This is a genomic window from Streptomyces sp. NPDC127068, assembly GCF_042724695.1.
Classification (GTDB): domain Bacteria; phylum Actinomycetota; class Actinomycetes; order Streptomycetales; family Streptomycetaceae; genus Streptomyces.
The window spans coordinates 50,807-70,756 of record NZ_JBHXEN010000049.1; the positions used below are offsets into that span (position 1 = coordinate 50,807).

The window sequence follows — 19,950 nt, forward strand, 5'->3', positions numbered from 1 at the left end:
GCGCTCACGTCGACGGGCGTACGGTCCTCTTCGCCAACTCGTACGCGGTGCGCATCCCCGCCTCGGCGCCGGCGGTCCCCCAGAGGTGGACGATGACGACCCCCTCGCCCGAACGCACCGCGAACGCCCGCGACTTCTGCGGCAGCGCCGTCCCCGCCCGGTCCTTCTCGGTGTACACGACCTCCGTACCCGTGAACTCACCGGCCTCGACCCCGGCGTACTCGGCCCGCGCGAGCCTGATGACGAAGTCGTCCACGAACGCCCGCAGGGCCCGCTCCGGATCGTCACCGGACCGTCCGCCCGCCCACACGCGCAGGAGTCCGGGGGCCGTCGTCCCCTTGACCTCGCAGACCAGGGAGAACGAGACCTTCGGGTCCTGCGACGCGCCGGTGGCCCCCGGCTCCCATCCCCGTGCCACGTCGAACGAGACCGGCAGCGCACAGCCCGACCCCTCGCCCCCGACCGTGCCGCCCCCGCTCCGGTCCCCGCCCCCGTCCTGGGAAGCGCTCCGCCCACCGGGCTCCGACGCCTTCCCCGTCACGGTGGTGCTGGTGCAGCCCGCGAGCAGCACGCTCAGCAGGATGAGCGGAGCCGCACCCCGGACGCCACGTCTCGCCGTCCTCGCCATGTCGTCGTCCCCCTGTGTTGCACGTGTGAGTGAGGTGATCGATGAGAAGGACGCACGCCCCATGGAACCGGTTCGGGCACCGGGCCGATCCCGCCGCTGCGACGGGCGCGAACCGCGGGTTCCGCCACCGGGGTCGTCGGCTGCCCGCCCACCGTGTGGCGCGCCGGGCGGCCTTCCGGCGCTTCCTAGGATCCCGCCATGCCGTCCAGGACGAAGGTCTCGCACCGTCACTTGATCCTGTTCTGGCTGTTGGTCGCCCTGCTCGTGGCCCAGATCTGCCTCCTCGGCTTCAGCGCCTTCTACGACATCGCGGCGTTCGCCAAGCAGCAGTTGCCCTCTGCCCTGCTCCGCCTGCTGATCGTGGCCCTGAACATCGGGGCGCTGGCGCACCTCGTCGTGTTCCAGTGGGTCCGGTCCGGAGGCGACGGAGCGGGGCCACCGGGGACGGCACCGGTCCGCAAGAGGCGCCACCTCAAGGTCCGGCCGTCGCACTCCGTGGCCAGCCGGGGGAGCTCCCCCTGGGGCGATCCGCTGGTCCTCCTCAGCCAGGCCGCGGCGGTCCCGATGTTCTTCATCCCGGTGTGGATCGAACTCCAGAGCCCCCACCACCACGCGGAAGACTGGTTCTGGTTCTCCGTCTCGGCCTTGCTGCTCCTGGGCGCCGCCCTGGTCCTCGTCGCCGCCCTGGTCCGCGGGCACGTCAAACTCGGTTGGGTGGCGGTGGGTGCCCTGCTGCCCCTGCTGGGGTTCGCCCAGTTCGCCTATCTGACCTTCTACAAGCCCACCCACGAACGTCCGAAGGTGGACGTCACCACCGAACTCGTCAAGGTGGACGGTGCGAAGGGCATGACCCGACTGCGGGGCACGGTCACCCTCAAGAACAACGGGACGGCCCCCGCGGAGGTCTTCGGCGCGGTGTACACGGTGAGCAGGCACCGCATGGAGTCGGCGGAGGGCCTGACCCCGGAGAAGGCCGGTGACCGCCTGGACGCCCCGGAGGAGCCGGACCACGAGCACGTCGGGAGGTTCGTCGCCCTCCTCGGCCTCGACGAACTCCTCGCCGCCGGCGAGTCCCTGGCACCGGGGGAGACCCGCACCCGCTCGTTCGTCCTCGACGCCCCGAGCGGCGGCGCGGACCTGGCCCGCCTCACCGCAGACCTCTCCCTGTCCACCCCGAGGGGGCGCGCGAAGGCCGTGGAGTGCGCGAAAGGCACGGTGAAGCCACCGCACCGGTGCTGGGAAACGGCGCTCCCGCCGACGAGTTGGATCCGGAGGTCCATGGGCGACAGCCCGAAGATCCGTACCCGTCTGTTCCTCCCCACCGATACGCAGCAGGAGCAGGAGTTGACGGGCCCTCCGTACCTCTCCACGACCTACCACTACGACGGTGGGGAGCGCCGGGGCGAGGCGCAGTCCGTCGACCCGCTGATCCGGGTGCAACTCGTCCAGTCGGTGACGGAGGTCCACCTCGGACCGGCCCCCTGAGCGGCCGGCGCGCGGGCGGTCAGCCCGCCGGATAGAAGACGAACAGCGTGCAGCCCGTCTCCGTCTGCGGAACGTGCCACGAGCCCGCGGGGGCGTGGATGAAGGAGCCGGCGGGGTAGTCACGGGCACCGTCGTTGAAGACCCCGGAGACCACGAAGACCTCCTCGGGCCCGGGGTCGTGGACGTCGATCCCCTCCCAACAACTGTGCGGGTCCATCTCCAACACCTGGGCGCTCGCTCCGTCGTCCCCGCGCCACAACGGGCGCTGACGAATCCCGGGGAAGAGCTCCCGCACCGGGGCGCCCTGGACGTCGGCCCACACGTAACCGGGCTGGTTCGGTTCTGTCGTCATGGGACTCAGCCTGGCGGCCGACCACCTTCCCCACGAGTGTCAGGATCGACACCCCGGGGTACTTTCCTGCCATGCATCGAGTGGCGGCGCTCGTCCACCCACCACAGTCGACCTTCGAACTCGCCTGCGCGGCCGAAGTGTTCGGCATCCAGAGACGCGAACTGCCCGTGCGGTACGACTTCGGCGTGTGCACGGAACACCCCGGCGCGATCCCCACCCGCGCCGGGTACGACATGCTCGTGACGGAGGGGCTGGACGCGCTGGAACGGGCGGACACCGTGGTCGTCCCCGGTTGGCCGCCCGCTCGGGAACCGCCCTCGCCGGCGGTCGTCGCCGCCCTGCGCCGGGCGCACGCCCGCGGAGTGCGGATGGTCAGCATCTGCTCCGGCGCCCTCGCGCTGGCCTACGCCGGGCTGCTGGACCGGCGCCGGGCGACCACCCACTGGGCGCTGGCCGCGGAGTTCGCCGTGCGCTTCCCGACCGTCCGCTTCGACCCCGACGTGTTGTACGTGGACCACGGCGACGTGGCCACCAGCGCGGGCGCCGGCGCCGGCATCGACCTGTGCCTGCACCTCGTCCGCGGCGACCAGGGTGCCCGCTACGCCGCACAGGTCGCACGGAACATGGTCATGCCGCCCCATCGCGAGGGCGGGCAACTCCAGTACGCGGGCCCGCCGCACCCCACCCAGATCGACGGCACGCTCGCCCCGCTACTGGAGTGGGTCACCGAGAGGCTCGGCGAACCGGTGACCCTCGACGGCATGGCCGCGCACGCGGGCGTCTCGGCACGCACCCTCGCCCGGCGGTTCGCCGACCAACTCGGCACCAGCCCGGGGCGCTGGCTGCTGGCCCAACGGATCACCGCGGCCCGTGAGCTGCTGGAGGGCTCCGACCTGCCGTTGGACGCGGTCGCCCGCCGCACCGGCCTCTCCTCGCCCGCCAACCTCCGCCGACGTTTCCTCAACGTCCTCGGCACCACCCCGGGCGCCTACCGCCGGGCGTTCCGCACCGATCCGCCCCCGCGGACGCCCAGGGGCCCTCACCGGCCGCCGGCGGCGTAGACGAGGGCCGCCTCCCCGAGCAGGGGGACGCACTCCGGAGCGAGCCGCGGCAGCAGCGGCAGCGCGTACCGCCAGTGCTCGCCCGCCAGCACCTGGCGCACCAGCCGGCGGGCCTCGTCCACGTCGCGGGAGCGATCCGTGCCGAGTGCGTCGGCGAGCGCGAGGAAGCGCAGTACGGAGGCGTGCTGCGGAGTCCGGCCGTCCGCGGCGGGGACGGTCACCGCGACTCCCGCGAGGTAGCTCGCCACCGCGGCGAGGGCCGCCGCGCGGGCCCGCGCGGACCCTGCCCGCCCGGCCGTGGCCCGCGCCTTCGGGACATCGCCCCGGACGGCGTGCAGAACGGCCCATTCGGCGAAGGGCAGTACGCCTTCGGGCAGCGGAGTGCGGGTCGCGTACTCCTCCCAGCGGACGAGCCGGGACCCCAGCACGGGCAGCCCGGGGTCGACCCGGCCGCCGTCGAGCAGTGCGTGCAGCAGGACGGCGTGCAGGTCCCAGCCGAGGACGTCCTCGTCGGCGCGGGCACACAGGACCCGGAGCGCCGCGAGCAGACGGGCACCGGGCCGCCGCGGATCGGGCAGGGCGAGCAGCAGCCCCAGCACCCGGGGCAGATGCCGTTCCCGACCCGGTAGGCGGGCCGCCCTGCCCATCCCCGCGAGCTGTTCCTCAACGATCCCCGCGGCGACCTCGGGGTCGTGCACGGCGAGGCCCACGGCCACGGCGGCCCGCGCCCGCTCGCCCTGCTGACGCTCCCGACCCGTCGTGCCGTCCCCGCCGGCCCACTGCACCGCGGGCCCGACGAGGCCGGCATGCGCGCACGCCTGGGCGACGAGGCCGCGTACGGCAGGATCGGACAGGTCGGCGGCTGCCCGGGCGGCTTCCTGCGCGTACTGCACGGCCTCGGCGCGGTACTGCCCCGCCGCGCAGCCCATCGACACGAGGGCCAGGGAGCCCGCCCGCTCGGCAGCTTCCCCCGAGCGGCCCACCAGCCGTGCCGCCGCCTCGGCATGACCGGTCGCGGCGAGCGCCTGGGCCAGCGGAAGCCCCCACTCCCGGCTGTCGACCGAGGCCGCTCGCCCCTCCCAGCGGTCGAAGGCCGCCGTCAGCAACCGACGGCCGCGCAGCGGATGGACCGCCAACGCGTCCTCGACGGCCTGGAACTCGTTCACCTCCGGGGTGCCGGCCCCTTCGGTGGCCGCGGCGTCGGTCCGTTCGCGCGTCACGGTGCGGGCCTGCTCCCGGACGTCCTCACCGAGCACGTCCAAGCGCAGCTCCTCCGGGACCGCGTCCAAAAGCCCGGCGGCCTTCGTCGTCTGCCTCACCTTGTACAGGGCGTGTACGACGCGGGCCAGCGTGGTGGACAGTTCGAGGTCCAGGTGGGCGCGGTCGGCGGGGGAGAGGGCGCCGGGGTCGGCGAGGGCTGCGCGCAGCGCGCGCTCCGCAGACAGAGCCAGCTCCTCGGCCCTCGCCCGCCGGGTCGACGCCAGCGCAGCCGCGCCGAGCGCGAGCAGGTCGACGTGCGTCACGTCCGACGCGGGAGTGAGGCCGGCACAGTAGACCTCGATCCGCTGCCGGATCGCGGCAGCGCCCAGGCCCACTTGGTCCCGTACGGGTTTCAGGTCACAGAAGTCCGCGACGAGTGCCCGGATCACCTTGTCACTGTCCGGGACCTCCGCGGCCAGTTCCCCCCAGATCTCCATGGCCTCGGCGCGTTCATGGGGCCCCATCACGCTCAGCGACTCCGCGTACTTCGCCACTCCGACCAGCCAACTGACGTCCCGCGGGTCGCCCAGGGCCTTCGCGGCCCGCACCCGGTGCCCCCACCCCACGGCTTCGCAGGACAGCACGGCCCGCAGCACGGCGTCGCCGAACTGGCGTTGACCGCAGGCGCGGAGCACGAGGCCCGCTTCTGCCAACGCCTCCAGGTCGGCGTCCGACTCCGCGATGTGCGGTACGTCCGCCACGGCCCGTTCCGCCAGCTCCGCCGCCTCGCGCGCCACGTCCGCCGCCTTCCCACGGGCGGGCAGTACCGCGGCCACGTGGGCCAGTCGCACCGCCCTGGCCGCCTCCGGTACCGATGACCGGGCCAGGGCGCGGGCGCGGTCGACGTCCCCGGCGAGCGCGAACAGCCGGGGGAACTCCCTCGGTACGGGGCGGGCCCGCTGGGTGAGCACGGCCCGGGCGAACGAGACCCGTGCGGACACCCCGAGGTCGTCACTCCCGTCCGTCGCGAGGTCCAGCTGTGCGAGCGCCTCGTCGGCCAGTCCCTCCGCCACCATCCGCAGGTGTCGGTGCGGATCGAATACGTACCGTTCGACGCGTTCCGGGTCGCCGCGCAGCAGCCGCGGATGGTGCGACAGCAGGTAGCGGGGCGCGGACGGTGGCCAGGCCCGTGCCCGCCAGGAGTCCGCCCAGCGGTGCAGCAGCCCGGCGCACCGCGCGAGCAACGCCTGACCGCTCTCCTCGCGCGCCACGCGCACCCACTCGGCGCCCCCGAGGGCACGACTCCCCACGTCCAGGTCGTCCGGGACGAGACAGCGGCCCGCGTCCCCGGTCAGCAGTTGCTCGACCTCGGAGCGCTCGACGCCCGTCAGCTCCGCCAGGTCCGAGGCGGATAGGCCCGTCCCCGCGGTGGCGAGCAGTCCGACGACGGTGCGTCCCAGTTCGGTCGCGCGCAGGAGGGCCAGTTCTTCCCGTGCGACTGCTGCGGTGTCCCTGGCGTGCGGGGAGGGGGCGAGCGCGCGCACGACGGCCGCTCCGCGCAGGGGATGGTCGGACGGGACGTCGACGGGTGGCTCGACGGCCGGACGGCTCGACACGATGACGCGGAGGGTGCGCTTCCCGCTGGGCCGGTCGTCCCCCAACGGCCGGTGCGGCGAAGCGTGGGGGAGGAGGGCGGCGATGCTGGGCCCGACCGCCTCTGACGCCGACGCCCCGCCGTGCCAGACGGGGTCCTGGTCCAGCCCGTCCACCACGACCAGGAGCCTCCGTCCGTGTCTGGCCGAGCGGCGGGCCGCGGCTTGGAAGTACCTCTGGAGCGTCGCGGGCGGAACGTCCTCCGGTGTGCGCGGCACCTTCCGCTTCAGCAGGTGCATCAACTGGCGCACCATCGAGCCCACGAAGTGGCGGGACTGGTTCCCTTCCCCGCTCCGGGAGATGAAGTAGCCCACCACATCGGCGTTCTTGGGCGGCTCCAGCAGGAACCGGGTCAGCAGGACCGAGGCGCCGGCCCGTGGCGGGGCCTGCCACCAAAGGTAGGTGGGCGCCTCGTCCGTGGTGTCGAAGAAGTTTTTCATCGCCGCGAGTTCGTCCTTGCGGTCGCGCAGGGCACGTCCCGTGTGGTCCTCGGCCCCGTAGCGAGCCATCATCCGGCGTCGTGCACCGCGTCCCTCCGCGGTGCCGCGCTGGTCCTCGCCCTCCCACTGCGCCGCCCGGAGGGCCTGCCGCCACGTCTCGTCGAACTCCGCCGGCTCACCGACTGCTCGCCTCAGGAACACCACCAGCCGCTCGGCGTTCACGGAGTTGTCCCGCCGGGGGGCCGTCTCGCCCCCGAACCAGCGCCTGACCGTCTCCACGGACACGCCCGCCGCATCCGCGCACGCGGTGAAGTCGTCGTTCCGCGCCTTCTTCTTGTCCCGTTTCCGTAGCGCCGTCAGCATCCGACCGAACTCGGCGCGCGCGGGCTTCGCAAACGTCACTCCCACACCTCCATTGGCATATGCCACAGCTACTCGAAACCCGCCTTGACCTGGGTCGATGTGTTGCCTCAACGGGGTGCTAGGGAGGGTCGTCCACGTCCCGCCACAGTGGCATCACCGCCCGGCAGCAGAACGCCCCGGGCAGTCACCGGAAGGACGACCCGTGCCCGTACTCCCCGCCCTCCTCGATGCCGCGACCCTGGCCGCCGCCGGGGCCACGACCTACACCGCGGTCCTCGCCACCGTCGCGCTCACCTCGGTCCTGGCCCGCACCCCGGAGCGCCGCCGGGACGCCCGGGCCACGTTGACCATCCTGCTCAGGCGCCGCCCGCCGAGGTGAGCGGCGCGCGGACATGGCCCCCGAGCGGCAGCGAACTGCCGCTGCGCCAGGCACTCTTGGGGGTGGGGTGGCGATCAAGCCAAGTCGCTGCACGCGCCTCTGCTCACTGCTACCGTCTCATCGGTCACCGTATGTGGTCGCCGATGAGAGTGGTAGCCGGATCTTGCGTGCAGTGTCTGCTCCGAGTGAGCGACGACGTCCCTCCTGGGACCCCCGGCACCAGCCTTGCGTGCCCGTCGTCTCCCTCGAAGGCGAGGTCGCAGACCTGTCACTGGTGGAAGTCCTGGGCCGGGCGCAGGAGTTGAGCACCCTAGCCTGTGCGACCCCGGGCGAGGGGGTCGCCCTCATCGAGTACCTGCTGGCGATCTGCTTCGCCTCCCAGACCCTCCCTTCGTCACCCGAGGAGTGGAGGGTCTGGGTCGCCGAGGAACACCCGCTGGACGACGTCACGGAATGGCTGACCAGCGAACCTGCCGACGACTGGGACCTGTTCCATCCGGAGCGCCCGCTCGGGCAGAACAGCCAATTGGCACACCAGCTCGACGAAAAGGGCACCGGGCCGGCGCAACTCGTCCTCGAACGGGCGGGCGACTACTGCCAGTTCTTCGACCACCACCACCTCGAACACCCCGAGCCGCTGCCCGCCGCCGCTGCCTTCCGGGCCCTGCTGGCCCAGCACGTCTACGGACTCGCGGGCCGGGCCCGGGTCTCCGGCAAGTCACTCGGCGCCACCCTGACCAACCTCGCCGCGGGACGCCTCCAGGGACGCATCCGGGTCGTGGTCCAGGGCCGTACCCTCGGCGACACCCTCCGGCTGAACCTCTACCCCGCCGCCGGCGGAAGGACGGGGCACTTCAACCGGTCGTGGACGTCGAAGGAGAACCCCCGCCGGGGGTTCCGTACGAAGCCGGTGGGCCGGGCCACGTCCGGACCGGCCGACCTGCACAGCTACCTCGGGCGCTCGGTGCTGCTGCGCCCCGTGCCGGCGGCGCCCGGCGAACCCGTCCACGTCGACCGGGTGTTGATCGGAGCCGGTGAACTCCTCGCCCTCGACCCCGAGCGCGACCTGGAGGACGCCGTCCTCTACAAGAAGACGCTGAACGGTCACCGCAAGCCGCTCTGGCCCTCGCCCACCCGGGCCCTGTGGCGCGAGGCGCACGCCCTCTACAGCGCGGCCACCCAGGAGACGACGGGCCTGTTCGGACGGCTGCGGCACCTCCGCTTCCCGGACGACGGGGACGGTCCGCCCTGCATGTTGTGGGCCGTCGGGCTCATCGCCAACAAGACCGTGGCGGCCACCTGGACGGAGGGCCACTTCCCGTACGCCCCGAGCCAGGGGGAGGCGCTCTGCGAGGCGTCCCGTCGCGGCTCGGCCATCGCCGACTACCTGGCCCGGGCCCTGGAACGGTCCGCGTACGCGGCCTGGAAGGTCGCCTACCCCAACCCGAAACCCGCCGACCGGGCCGCTCAGATGGCCCGGTTCGACGCCCGGCGGGAGTTCTGGCCCGCGGCGAAGGGCCCGTTCCTGCTCCTGCTCGACGAGACGGCCCGCGGGAGTGACGTGCCGACCGTCCTGCGCGACTACGCCGGCGACCTCCGCTCCAGCGCCGCGGACTTCCTCCGGCACCGGCTGGACGCCTTGCCGCACGACAGCAAGGGGCTGCTCGCCCGGGCCCGCGCCGAGCACCGCTTCCGGGCGGACCTGGCCGATGCGAAGGCCCCCGCCGAACTCCGGGAGGAGAGGTAGAGATGTCGGAACGCAAGCACCCCGCCCCGGACGGACGGGCCGGCGAACAGCTCACGGCCTGGCTGATGAGCCTCGTGCGCAACCGCGAGTACGGGATGCTCGCCGAACTGCGGCGCACCAAGCCCACCGACTCCCACGTCCGTGCCGGCTGGTACGCCCCGACGAGGGAACAGCGCGAGACCTACGAGAAGGTCGCGTTCCTCTTCAGCCTCTACCACCAGGGTGCCTCCGCGCCCCTGCTCGGGAAGGGGAGCCTCGGCGCCGCGGCGCGCAGGATCGGGGACGGTGCGGGGCGCGGCCCCGACAACCCCGGTGCGCAACGCCTGCTGTCCCGCGTGGTCGCGAGCCGCCGGGTGCCCTGGCGCCACCTCCAGCACACGATCACCCGGCTGCGGGCCTGTGATCAGCCGCCGCCCTCCTGGACCAGGCTCACCGACGACCTGCTCCGGTGGCACGACCGCAAGGCGCGGATCGCCTACGAGTGGACGGTGGAGTTCCACCAACCGCCCGCCCGGACCCGTGGCGCGACGGCCCGCCGAAGCGCGGGCGGCGAACGCGACGGAACGCACACGCAGTCGACGCAGAAGGATGCGAGCACGTGACCGAGGTCGCCCCGCGAAGTCAGTTCCTCTCCCTGCACGTGCTGGAGACGCTCGTCGCCGTGCTCCCGGTACGGGACGAGAACGGCTCACCGAAGAGCCTGGTCTACGGCGGCGTCGAACGTCACATGATCAGTAGCCAGGCCCGGCGCCGCGCCGAACGGGTGCACGCCCGGGACCGCGCCAACGCCGGAGTGGGGGCGCTGGCCGGACGGAGCACCGGACTGCGCACCCGTGAGTGGGCGCTCATCACCGCCAAGTCCCTGGCGGACGAGCACGGCTGGGACAAGGACGAGGCCGTGGTCACCGCCCGTGCGGTCATCGAGGCCACCGGCCTGAAGTTCGGCGACCCGGCCAAGAAGACCGTGGCCAATCTGACCAAGGTGCTCCTCTTCGCGCCGTCCGACGCCGGCACCCGGATCGCGACCCGCATCCACGAACACGCCGAGGAACTGCGGGCCTGGCGGGACGACTACCTCCGGGTCCAGGCCGAGAGCGGGAAGAAGACCGCCCGGCGGGGCGCCCGGACGAGCGAACCGGACCCGACCCCGGAGGAGGCCGGTGGCACCGCCGAGGCAGCGCTGCCTGCGCTGCCGAAGCAGCACCGCGACGCCGTGCTGTTCGCCATCGCGCCGCGCGACGCCATCGACATCGCGCTCTACGGTCGCTTCCTGGCGGAGATCGCGGACTCGCCGAACGTGGACGGGGCCGTGCAGAGCAGTCACGCCTTCACCGTCCAGGAGGCGGAGCAGGTCGACGACTTCTACGCGGCGGCGGACGACGCGAAGCTGCACCGCAAACGCAACGCGCTGGACTTCCTCGACTCCGCGGACGACGCCGGAGCGGGCATGACCGGCTACCAGTCGCTGATCTCCGGCACCTTCTACCGGCACGCCGTGCTGGACCGCGTCCAGTTGCTCAGCAACCTCCGTGCGGCCGGCATGACGGAGACCGAGGCGGCCGGCGCCGCGTCGGACGCCGAGAAGGAGTTCGTCAACGCCTTCGTGGAGGCGTTCCCCGAGGCGAAGAAGAACTCGACGGCCTCCACCGGCTCGCTGCCCGCCCTGGTCCTCGCCTTCGAGGGCGTCCGCCCCTACAACTACGCCGCCGCCTTCCAACGCCCCATCGACGAGGGCCCCGTCAGGAGGAGCGAGGAGAGCCCCACCGGCACGGTCGGTGAAGGGCCCGCCGGTCCCGCGGCGGTCCGCAGACTGCTGGACCACCACGCCTTCGTCAGCGCCCGCCGCCCCGACCTGAGGACGGCCCGGGTCCTCACCTACGACCCGCAGATCGACGCCGTCCTCCAGGAGCACGTCGCAGCGGGCAGGGTCGACGTGACGTCCGTGACGGCGATCGAGGAGCTGGCGCAGTGAACCACGTGCTGCTCATCCGGCTCGCCGCCCCGCTCCAGTCCTGGGGCGTGACCGGCCGGTTCTGGCAGCGCGACACCCACAGCCGGCCCACCAAATCGGGCGTCATCGGGCTGTGCGCCGCCGCGCTCGGCCTGCCGCGCGAAGCCCCGCCGGAGGACCCCGGCCACGACCCCCTCGGCGAACTCGCCCCGCTGTTCTTCGGCGTGCGCGCCGACCACCCCGGCAAACCGGTGCGCGACTACCACACCGTCGGCGCCGGCCGGTATCCGCTGCGCCCCCGCGACCTCGTCACCGACCACCGGCGCGCCGCGGCGGCGGCGTCGAGGGTGGACACGTCGACGGGGGAAACCTTCGGCCACCACGAGCTGGACGACTGGTACGGGGCGCCGAAGCGGATCGCGTCCGACCCGGTCGCCGGCACGCTCGTCTCCGCCGAGGTGCGCCGGAACGCGATGGTCACCGAGCGCTGGTACCTCGCCGACGCGACGTTCCTGGTGGGCCTCCAACACTCCGACGCCGGGTGGTTGAACCGGATCGCCCACGCCCTGGAGCACCCGAAGCGCCTGCTGTGGCTCGGACGGAAGTCCTGCCCGCCCTCAGGGCAGTTGGCCCTGGGAGTGCACCCCGGCACGCTCGCCGAGGTCTTCGCACGGGTGGCGCTGCTCCCCCGCGCCGCCGACGAGGCACCGCGCACGGGTGCCGCCCGGCCGTGGGCCTGGATCGAGAGCGCGCGTCCGGTACCGGGGGCGGGCCCGATCATGGACCAGCCGGTGGGTTTCCCCGCCATGGGCCCGAAGCACGCCGCGCGCTGGGAGACCGGGGCCCGCATCACCATCGACCCGTCCGCACCCGATTGGGACATCATCCCGTGACCGCGCCCCCCGCCACGGCCGCCAGGTTCGTCGCCACGCAGACCCTGCTGACCCTGGACGCCAGGCATCCCTACGCCGCCAAGTCGCTGATCGACGCGCAGGACATGCACCGGACCGTGATGAGCGGCTTCCGGGGCTGGGTCGACGACGGCAGCCGCGACGCCCGCGCCCAGATGGGCGTCCTGTCGACCTGGACGCTGAATCTCCGCGAGGCCCGGCTCTCGCTCGTCGTCCAGTCCCAACTGCCCGGTGACTGGAGCCGAATCCCGAGGGCGGCCCTGGTCGCGGAGCCCGAGATCCTGACGTTGGACCGCACCTTCGCCGTGGGGGACCGGGCAGACTTCCGCACCGTGGTCAACCCCGTGCACAGCCGTCCCCCCGCTCCGGGGTCACCCGAGAAGACCCGCGGCAAGCGGGTCGCGCACACCCGGCCGGACCATGTGAAGGCGTGGTTCGTCCGGCGCCTCCAACCACCCGGCGAAGCCGCCGTCGCGCCCGACGGCCTGACCCGGCTGGGCGCCGACGCCCCCGCCGAGCAACTGGCCGTCCGCATGCTCCCCCGCGTCTCCAGCCCCGGCCCGCACAAGGGCCTCCAACTCGCCCGCGCGGAGATCAAGGGGAGTCTCACCGTCACCGATCCACAGGTGTTCGTGACCGCCCTCACCCGAGGCGTCGGCCACGCCCGCGCCTACAGCTGCGGACTCCTCCTGGTCCACTGACCCGGAGCGGCGGGAGGTCCTCGACGCCTCCGGTCAGACCTTCTTGACGACGATCGTTTCCGGGACCAGCCGCTCCAGGTCATCCACGTCCGAGGTGAAGACGGTGACCTGCCCTTTCTGCTGCCGGGCGATGACGGCGAGTACCGAATCGATCGCGTGTTTGTGACCGTGCAGCTTCGCGTCGGCCAGGAGCCGCCGGGCCTGGCGCGCCTCCTCCTTGCCGATTTCGGCGACGGTGAGCCGGGAGAGGACCCAGTCCCAGCGCTGTTCCGTGGTCCTGCCGTCGTAAGCCTCGACCAGGGTCATCGGGGACGTCACCACCTCGGCCTCACCCCGGGCCGCGAGGCCGATCCAGGCGATCATCTTCCGGTCGCCGCGCACGGCCAGGGACAGGGCCTCGCAGTCGAGTACGAAGACGCGCAGTGGTCGTGGACGCTGCTCACCGGTCCGCTTCTTCACGCAGCTTCCTCGGCGTCGTGGCGCTCGGAGGCGCGGCGTTGGTGCTCGGCATCGAGGTCCTCCAGCTCCGCGAGTGCCGTGGTGCGCTCGTCCTCGGTCACCGGGCCGTGTTCCTCTTGCAGCCAGTCCGCAAGCTCCCGCAACCGGTCCCGGTCGCGTTTGAAGCGCAGCGCCTCGGAGACGTAGGCGGACAGGCCCCTCTCCGCCGCCTCAGAGCGGATCTCGTCGAGGAGTTCCTCAGGGATCGTCACGGTCACCTTCTTGGTTGCCATATAAGCAACCATACTCTCCATAGAGCACCCCGTATCTCTCTGGAGGGTGGCGCGCGAAGACTGTCGACCCCCACTTGGAAGTGCTACCGTAATTCATGAGAGACACAAATAGTGCTTCTGGCTCTACCCGGGAAGCACTTCAGCTGGACGTCACCGCACTACGGGCCGAAACCCCGGGGTGCCGACAGGTCATCCACTTCAACAACGCGGGCTGCGGCCTCCTCGCCACCCCGGTCCTCGAAGCGATGGTCGACCATCTGAACCTCGAAGCGCAGATGGGCGGTTACGAGGCGTCGGCCACCCGGTCCGCCGAAGTCCGCGGTTTCTACCGGGAGATAGCCGCCCTCATCAACACCACCCCCGACAACATCTCCTTCGCCGGCAGCGCCACCCACGCCTACGCCAACGCCCTGTCGTCGATCCCGTTCGAAGCCGACGACGTCATCCTCACCACCCGCGACGACTTCGTCTCCAACCAGATCGCCTTCCTGTCCTTGCGCAAGCGGTTCGGCGTGCGCATCGTCCACGCACCGGACGCACCCGAGGGCGGGGTCGACGTGGCGGCGATGGCCGCGCTGATGCGGACCCACCGCCCGCGCCTGGTGTCCGCCACCCATGTCCCCACCAACTCCGGCCTGATCTCACCGATCGCCGAAATCGGCCGCCACTGCCGCGAGTGGGACCTGCTCTACCTGGTCGACGCCTGCCAGTCGGTGGGACAGCTCGTCATCGACGTCGAAGAGATCGGCTGCGACTTCCTCACCGCCACCTGCCGCAAGTTCCTCCGCGGCCCGCGCGGCTCCGGATTCCTCTACGTCTCCGACCGCGTCCTGCGCGCCGGTCACGAGCCGCTGTTCATCGACATGCACGGCGCCCGCTGGACCGCACCGGGCGAGTACGAGCCCGTGGGAACGGCGGCCCGGTTCGAGGAGTGGGAGTTCCCCTACGCCACGGTCCTCGGCAGCGCCGCCGCCACGCGCTACGCCCGCGAGGTCGGCATCGAAGCCGTCGAGCAGCGCGCGCCGGCGCTCGCCGCCCGGCTGCGCGCCCGGCTCGAACTCCTCCCCGGGGTGCGCCTGCTCGACCGCGGCCCCCGCCTCGCCGCGCTCGTCACCTTCGGCGTGGCGGGCTGGCAACCGGTGCCGTTCAAGGCGGCCATGGACGCCCGCGGCATCAACTCGGCCCTCAGCTACCGGGAGTTCGCGCAGTTCGACTTCGGGACCAAGGGCATCGAATGGTGCCTGCGGCTGTCACCGCACTACTACAACACCGAGGAGGAGGTCGACCACGTCGCCGACGCGGTCGCGGACCTCGCCGCCCGGGGACGACGGTGACCGCCACGCCCACGCGCGCCGCCGAGCCTTCCTGGACCCGCCCGGAAAGCCTCTGGCGCAACGGCGACTTCCTCAAGTTCTGGCTCGGCGAGACGCTCTCGCTGCTCGGCGCCCAGGTCACGAACCTCGCCCTGCCGCTGACCGCGATCCTCGCCTTCAACGCCACCGACGAGCAGGTCGGCGTCCTGCGCTTCCTCCAGCTCGTCCCGTACCTCGGCCTCGCCCTGGTCTTCGGGGTGTGGGTGGACCGGGCCCGGCGGCGGCGCATCATGCTCGGCGCCAACCTCGTCCGGATGGTCCTGCTGGCCCTCGTACCCGTCCTGTACTGGACGGACTCCCTCAGCCTGGCCACGCTGCTGGTGATCGCCTGCGCCGTCGGCGTCGCCTCGGTGCTGTTCGACGTCAGCTGGATGTCGTACGTACCCACGCTCGTGCGCGACCCCGAACGGTACGTCGAAGCCGGCGCCAAGATGGGGATGAGTTCCTCGGCGGCCGACGTGGCGGGGCCCGGGCTCGCCGGTGTCCTGGTCGGCGCCCTGACCGCGCCCGTGGCGCTGATCGTCGACGCGTTCTCCTACCTGGTGTCCCTGGTCTCGCTGCTGCTCATCCGCACGCCCGAGCCCAAGCCGCGACCGACCGCCGCACGACGGCACCTGCCGACCGAACTCCGCGACGGCCTGCGCTGGGTGCTGAAGAACCCGGTCCTGCGGTCGCTGGCCCTGATCGGGTTCTGCTGCAACTTCTCCATGGTCACCGTGTGGACGATGTTCCTGCTGTACGGAACGCGCGACCTGCAGCTGAGTTCGACGACCATCGGCGCCGTCTTCGCCACCGCCTCCGTGGGCGGACTGATCGGTGCGGCGCTCTCCGGGAAGGTCATCCGGCGCTTCCGGCTCGGCCTCGTCTACCTGGTCGCCCAGTCGGCCCTCCTCGTCGGCCCGCTGCTGATCGTCCTGGCCACCGGACCCCGGCCGGTGATGGTGGGGATGTTCGTCCTCTCCTTCTTCACCACCTACCTCGGACTCGGCGTCGCCGGAGTCGTCATCGTCAGCCTGCGCCAGGCCAGCACCCCGCAGTCGATGATGGGCCGGATGACGGCGGTCTTCCGCACCCTGCTGTTCGGCGGCGGCGCACTCGGCGGCCTGACCGCGGGCCTGCTCGCCGGCCGGATCGGCGCCCGCGACGCGTTGACGGTGGCGGCGATCGGCTCCGCCGCCGTGCTGATCGCGCTCGTCCTGTCCCCCGTCAGCCGGCTCCGCACCCTGCCGCAGGCACCGGAGGAACCGGCCCCGGCGGCAGGGCCGGTGACCTGACCCGCCCGGTCCGCCGGCTGGTCCACCGGTACCGAGGCCCGTACGCGGTGCAGGTGCCCGAGCGCGTCGAAGGCGCGCCCCAGCGAGACGGGCAGCGGCTCGTTGGGGCGCTTCCCCGGTACGACGAAGGACCTCGTCGCGGGTGTGCTCGTTGCTGCCGGGCGCGGCGGGGCCGGTGGAGAACACCCCGTACTGCCCGGTCCCGTCGACCATCACCCGGTACGCGCCGCTGTGGATCGTGGTGCCGACCGCCAGGTACTCGCGTCCCACCAACTCCCGCAGGAAGGCCCCCTGCACCTTCGGATGGGTCGCCGGGCCACCACGTCCTGGCCGCACGTCACGGAACTGGCCGCGCTCCACCCCCGCGTCGACGTCGTTCCCGTCGGTTCCCCCTCGGTCGAGGACGGGCCGTTCATCACCTCGGGCGCGGTCTTCGGCGGGCTCGACCTCTGCGTCGACCTCGTGGAACGGGACCACGGGGTGCACACGGCCGCCGCGACCGCCCGGCGGTTGATCATGCCCCTGTACGAGAAGGTCACCGACGACCAGGAGGAACTGGAGCGCGAGATCGCGCACCGGACCGACGTCGGGCCGACCCGCGCCTGGGCGGAGGCCAACCTCCACCGCCCGCTCACCCTGGACGACCTGGCGGCGCACGCGGGCCTCAGCGTCAGCAGCCTCACCCGCCACTTCCAGGCCCGGACGGGCCTCCCCCCCTCGCTCCAGTACCTGCTCCGCGCACGGCTCCACCACGCGCAACTGCTCCTGGAGCCCACCGACACCCGATCGAACAGATCGCGTCCCGGTCGGGCTTCGGCTCGCCCGCCAACCTCCGTCATCACTTCCACCGGACGGCGTTCCGCACGTTCACCGCGACGATGGCGATGCGCGGCCCCGCAGCGCAGACCCGTCCGACGCACCCGGACCCGACGTCGGCCCCGCACCCCGGGTCCTAGCGAAATCTGCCTCCCACCCGTGTTCAGGGAATCGCCTTGGCAGCCCGTAATACGCGTCATACACTTCTGGTGTGGCAAAGACAAGGATCAGCATCAGTCTGGAGAGCGCTCACGCCGAGCGCATTCGTGCCCATGCGGAACGGGCCGGCATGGACGTCTCCGCCTATCTCGTCAACGCGGCGACCCGGCAGATGGCCGAGGTGGAAGCGGCCGAAGCGCAGTTCGCCCGACTCGATGCGGTGATTGCGGCAGCCGAGTCGGAGGCCGCCGCGCTACCGCCCCTCGCGGAGGTGGACGACGGCGACCTCACGGAGCAGGAGCGGAGAGAAGTGCAGGAGGCCCTGGGCCTGGTCTACGGCCCTGATGGTCCCGCCGCCCGCTCCGGTGACGCCGCGTGACGACGAGGGTGCCGGTGTACGACACCGGCATGTTGATCGCGCTCGCCGATCGCAAGGCGAAGGCGGTCCGTCTGCACGCGGGCCTCCAGGGCGCGCCGCATCGAGCGCTCGTGCTCGGGCCGGTGCTGGCTCAGGTCTGGCGGCCCAACCCTGCCGTGGTGCACGCCCTCGCCGGGGTCATGAAGGAGTGCACGGTTCCGCAGGCCCGGAGCTCGGCCCCGGCCATGCGTCGCACCACCGCGGGGCAGACGGTCTGCATCCGGTGTGCCACCGGTCCCGACATCACCGAATGGCAGCGCATCGGAAGCTCCCTCGGCGTGGCAGAACTGCCCCCGAAGAAGCGCCCGGACGCGGTGGATGCGCTGGTGGCCTTGACTGCTGCCCGACACGGCAGCGCTGTGGTCTTCACCAGCGATCCAGCCGACCTCAGCGCCTATTTGAAGGCATTGGACGCCCAGGACGTGCACGTCGTGCAGATCTGAGAAACGTCGAAGGCCCCGCTGCTCGCAGCGGGGCCTTCGACGTTAGTGCCCGGTGAGGCACTGGCGGAGGATACGAGATTCGAACTCGTGAGGGGTTGCCCCCAACACGCTTTCCAAGCGTGCGCCCTAGGCCACTAGGCGAATCCTCCGCTGGAGACATTACATGACGCCGAGCCGTGCTCGCGAACTCGTTCGGCGCCCCCCGGATCGGGTACTCTGTGCGCAGCCCCTCACGTGGCGCTATCTGACTGAACTCCCCCAGGGCCGGAAGGCAGCAAGGGTAGGTCGGCTCTGGCGGGTGCGTGGGGGGCGTTTGCGTGGGGCGGGCGCGACGGGCTTCCGGTCCGGGTTGTCGGTGGGCGCCTATAACCTCGTAGGTGTGTCGTCTCTCGCGCTGTACCGCCGCTATCGCCCGGAGTCGTTCGCCGAGGTCATTGGGCAGGAGCATGTCACTGCGCCCCTGCAGCAGGCCCTGCGGAACAACCGGGTCAACCACGCGTACCTGTTCAGCGGTCCGCGCGGGTGCGGCAAGACCACCAGTGCGCGCATCCTCGCCCGCTGTCTGAACTGCGAGCAGGGCCCCACACCCACCCCCTGCGGTGAGTGCCAGTCCTGTCGCGACCTCGCCCGCAACGGCCCCGGCTCCATCGACGTGATCGAGATCGACGCTGCTTCCCACGGTGGTGTGGACGACGCCCGTGACCTGCGGGAGAAGGCGTTCTTCGGGCCCGCCAGCAGCCGCTACAAGATCTACATCATCGACGAGGCCCACATGGTCACGCCGGCCGGCTTCAACGCCCTGCTGAAGGTCGTCGAGGAGCCGCCGGAGCACCTCAAGTTCATCTTCGCGACCACCGAGCCCGAGAAGGTCATCGGCACGATCCGCTCGCGCACCCACCACTACCCGTTCCGCCTGGTGCCGCCCGGCACCCTGCGGGACTACCTCGGCGAGGTGTGCGGCCGCGAGAACATCCCCGTCGCCGACGGGGTGCTCCCCCTCGTCGTCCGTTCCGGGGCGGGCTCCGTCCGTGACTCCATGTCCGTCATGGACCAGCTGCTCGCCGGAGCCGACGAGCAGGGCGTCACGTACGCGATGGCCACCTCGCTCCTCGGGTACACGGACGGTTCGCTGCTCGACTCCGTCGTGGACGCCTTCGCCGCGGGGGACGGCGCCGCGGCCTTCGAGGTCGTCGACCGGGTCATCGAGGGCGGCAACGACCCCCGCCGCTTCGTCGCCGACCTGCTGGAGCGCCTCCGCGACCTGGTCATCCTGTCCGCCGTTCCCGACGCCAGCGAGAAGGGCCTCATCGACGCCCCCGCCGATGTCATCGAGCGGATGACCGCCCAGGCCGGAGTCTTCGGCGGCGCCGAGTTGAGCCGGGCCGCCGACCTCGTCAACGAGGGCCTCACCGAGATGCGCGGGGCCACCTCGCCCCGGCTCCAGCTCGAACTGATCTGCGCCCGCGTGCTGCTGCCCGCCGCCTACGACGACGAGCGCTCCGTCATGGCCCGGCTCGAACGGCTGGAGCGCAACGGCGCCGCCGGCCTCGGCGGTGCCATGGGCGTGGGCGGCGCCGTAGGCGCGGGCGGTGCCGGCTGGGCAGGTGGGGCGGGTGGGGTTGCCGCACCCGCGCCCCCACCCGTGCAGCCCGCCCCGTACGCCCCCCCGCAGCCAGCCCCGCCGCAGCCCGCCCCCGACCTCGCCCCCGAGGCCCCGCCCGGCCCGGCGCCGCACGCCCCGGCGCCGCACGCTCCGACCGCGCCCCCCGCCGAGCCCGCCCCCGTACCGCAGGGCTCCGCGCAGCCGACCCCCGCACCCGGCGCCCCGGCGGCCCCGCCGCCTGTCTCTTATACACATCTCCGAG

18 protein-coding genes, 1 tRNA gene, 1 other RNA gene and 1 pseudogene are annotated in these 19,950 nt (G+C 72.3%); 14 read left to right on the forward strand and 7 right to left on the reverse strand.

Features of this window, described 5'->3' with window-relative positions; genetic code table 11:
• Window positions 1-4 precede the first annotated feature (4 nt).
• Window positions 5-628: a lipoprotein gene (locus ACFWIA_RS26835; protein ID WP_387009360.1), complete on the reverse strand. Its 624-nt coding sequence runs from the start codon at window positions 626-628 to the stop codon at window positions 5-7.
• A gap of 198 nt (window positions 629-826) precedes the next feature.
• On the opposite strand from ACFWIA_RS26835, the gene ACFWIA_RS26840 reads away from it, so the two are divergent.
• Window positions 827-2,113: a hypothetical protein gene (locus ACFWIA_RS26840; RefSeq protein ID WP_387009362.1), complete on the forward strand. Its 1,287-nt coding sequence runs from the start codon at window positions 827-829 to the stop codon at window positions 2,111-2,113.
• Window positions 2,114-2,132: 19 nt separating this feature from the next.
• Here ACFWIA_RS26840 and ACFWIA_RS26845 read toward each other — a convergent pair whose 3' ends face one another.
• A complete protein-coding gene (locus tag ACFWIA_RS26845; RefSeq protein WP_387009364.1) occupies window positions 2,133-2,465 on the reverse strand; it encodes a cupin domain-containing protein in 333 nt (110 codons plus the stop codon).
• Window positions 2,466-2,536: 71 nt separating this feature from the next.
• Here ACFWIA_RS26845 and ACFWIA_RS26850 point away from each other — a divergent pair, with 71 nt between their 5' ends.
• Window positions 2,537-3,526 (forward strand): helix-turn-helix domain-containing protein, encoded by a 990-nt coding sequence (locus tag ACFWIA_RS26850; protein WP_387009366.1) that lies wholly within the window; start codon window positions 2,537-2,539, stop codon window positions 3,524-3,526.
• On the opposite strand, the gene ACFWIA_RS26855 is transcribed toward ACFWIA_RS26850, so the two are convergent.
• The gene (locus tag ACFWIA_RS26855) at window positions 3,505-7,221 is read right to left on the reverse strand and encodes a hypothetical protein (protein ID WP_387009368.1); all 3,717 of its coding nucleotides are present in this window, start codon (window positions 7,219-7,221) and stop codon (window positions 3,505-3,507) included. The genes ACFWIA_RS26850 and ACFWIA_RS26855 overlap by 22 nt on opposite strands.
• Before the next feature lie 163 nt (window positions 7,222-7,384).
• Here ACFWIA_RS26855 and ACFWIA_RS26860 point away from each other — a divergent pair, with 163 nt between their 5' ends.
• The 6 genes from ACFWIA_RS26860 (at window position 7,385) to ACFWIA_RS26885 (ending at window position 12,871) form a co-directional block, all read left to right on the forward strand.
• Window positions 7,385-7,561 carry a hypothetical protein gene (locus ACFWIA_RS26860; RefSeq protein WP_387009370.1) on the forward strand — a complete coding sequence of 59 codons (177 nt, stop codon included), beginning with the start codon at window positions 7,385-7,387 and terminating at the stop codon, window positions 7,559-7,561.
• Window positions 7,562-7,790: 229 nt separating this feature from the next.
• A complete protein-coding gene (locus ACFWIA_RS26865; RefSeq protein WP_387009372.1) occupies window positions 7,791-9,308 on the forward strand; it encodes a type I-E CRISPR-associated protein Cse1/CasA in 1,518 nt (505 codons plus the stop codon).
• Window positions 9,309-9,310: 2 nt separating this feature from the next.
• Window positions 9,311-9,910, forward strand: coding sequence for a type I-E CRISPR-associated protein Cse2/CasB (gene casB, locus ACFWIA_RS26870; protein ID WP_387009374.1), 600 nt, complete (start codon window positions 9,311-9,313; stop codon window positions 9,908-9,910).
• Window positions 9,907-11,280: a type I-E CRISPR-associated protein Cas7/Cse4/CasC gene (locus ACFWIA_RS26875; RefSeq protein WP_387009376.1), complete on the forward strand. Its 1,374-nt coding sequence runs from the start codon at window positions 9,907-9,909 to the stop codon at window positions 11,278-11,280. Before casB ends, ACFWIA_RS26875 begins: the two co-directional genes overlap by 4 nt.
• On the forward strand, window positions 11,277-12,152 hold the full coding sequence (gene cas5e / locus ACFWIA_RS26880) for a type I-E CRISPR-associated protein Cas5/CasD (RefSeq protein WP_387009377.1): 876 nt from the start codon (window positions 11,277-11,279) through the stop codon (window positions 12,150-12,152). Before ACFWIA_RS26875 ends, cas5e begins: the two co-directional genes overlap by 4 nt.
• The gene (locus ACFWIA_RS26885; RefSeq protein ID WP_387009378.1) at window positions 12,149-12,871 is read left to right on the forward strand and encodes a type I-E CRISPR-associated protein Cas6/Cse3/CasE; all 723 of its coding nucleotides are present in this window, start codon (window positions 12,149-12,151) and stop codon (window positions 12,869-12,871) included. Before cas5e ends, ACFWIA_RS26885 begins: the two co-directional genes overlap by 4 nt.
• A gap of 33 nt (window positions 12,872-12,904) precedes the next feature.
• On the opposite strand, the gene ACFWIA_RS26890 is transcribed toward ACFWIA_RS26885, so the two are convergent.
• Entirely contained in the window at window positions 12,905-13,330 is a 426-nt protein-coding gene (locus ACFWIA_RS26890; RefSeq protein ID WP_387009380.1) for a hypothetical protein, read from the reverse strand.
• Window positions 13,327-13,602: a CopG family transcriptional regulator gene (locus ACFWIA_RS26895; RefSeq protein ID WP_387009382.1), complete on the reverse strand. Its 276-nt coding sequence runs from the start codon at window positions 13,600-13,602 to the stop codon at window positions 13,327-13,329. Before ACFWIA_RS26895 ends, ACFWIA_RS26890 begins: the two co-directional genes overlap by 4 nt.
• 95 nt (window positions 13,603-13,697) lie before the next feature.
• Between ACFWIA_RS26895 and ACFWIA_RS26900 the strand changes: the two genes are divergently transcribed.
• Both ACFWIA_RS26900 and ACFWIA_RS26905 read left to right on the forward strand, forming a co-directional pair.
• On the forward strand, window positions 13,698-14,936 hold the full coding sequence (locus ACFWIA_RS26900; protein WP_387009383.1) for an aminotransferase class V-fold PLP-dependent enzyme: 1,239 nt from the start codon (window positions 13,698-13,700) through the stop codon (window positions 14,934-14,936).
• Window positions 14,933-16,249 (forward strand): MFS transporter, encoded by a 1,317-nt coding sequence (locus ACFWIA_RS26905; protein WP_387009385.1) that lies wholly within the window; start codon window positions 14,933-14,935, stop codon window positions 16,247-16,249. Before ACFWIA_RS26900 ends, ACFWIA_RS26905 begins: the two co-directional genes overlap by 4 nt.
• Before the next feature lie 126 nt (window positions 16,250-16,375).
• Here ACFWIA_RS26905 and ACFWIA_RS26910 read toward each other — a convergent pair.
• Window positions 16,376-17,002, reverse strand: a pseudogene (locus ACFWIA_RS26910) (erythromycin esterase family protein); the annotation flags it as partial.
• Between the two features lie 274 nt (window positions 17,003-17,276).
• Between ACFWIA_RS26910 and ACFWIA_RS26915 the strand changes: the two are divergent.
• Together ACFWIA_RS26915 and ACFWIA_RS26920 are read left to right on the forward strand one after the other, a co-directional pair.
• Complete coding sequence (locus tag ACFWIA_RS26915; protein ID WP_387009387.1) at window positions 17,277-17,603, forward strand: hypothetical protein; 327 nt, start codon at window positions 17,277-17,279, stop codon at window positions 17,601-17,603.
• Window positions 17,600-18,085, forward strand: coding sequence for a hypothetical protein (locus ACFWIA_RS26920; protein WP_387009389.1), 486 nt, complete (start codon window positions 17,600-17,602; stop codon window positions 18,083-18,085). Before ACFWIA_RS26915 ends, ACFWIA_RS26920 begins: the two co-directional genes overlap by 4 nt.
• 61 nt (window positions 18,086-18,146) lie before the next feature.
• On the opposite strand, the gene ACFWIA_RS26925 is transcribed toward ACFWIA_RS26920, so the two are convergent.
• Window positions 18,147-18,234, reverse strand: a tRNA-Ser gene (locus tag ACFWIA_RS26925).
• A gap of 72 nt (window positions 18,235-18,306) precedes the next feature.
• On the opposite strand from ACFWIA_RS26925, the gene ffs reads away from it, so the two are divergent.
• Together ffs and ACFWIA_RS26935 are read left to right on the forward strand one after the other, a co-directional pair.
• Window positions 18,307-18,403: signal recognition particle sRNA small type (gene ffs / locus ACFWIA_RS26930), an RNA gene on the forward strand.
• A 61-nt stretch (window positions 18,404-18,464) separates the two neighbouring features.
• Window positions 18,465-19,950, forward strand: a 1,486-nt coding sequence (locus ACFWIA_RS26935; protein ID WP_387009390.1) for a DNA polymerase III subunit gamma and tau, incomplete at its 3' end; no start/stop codon positions are given.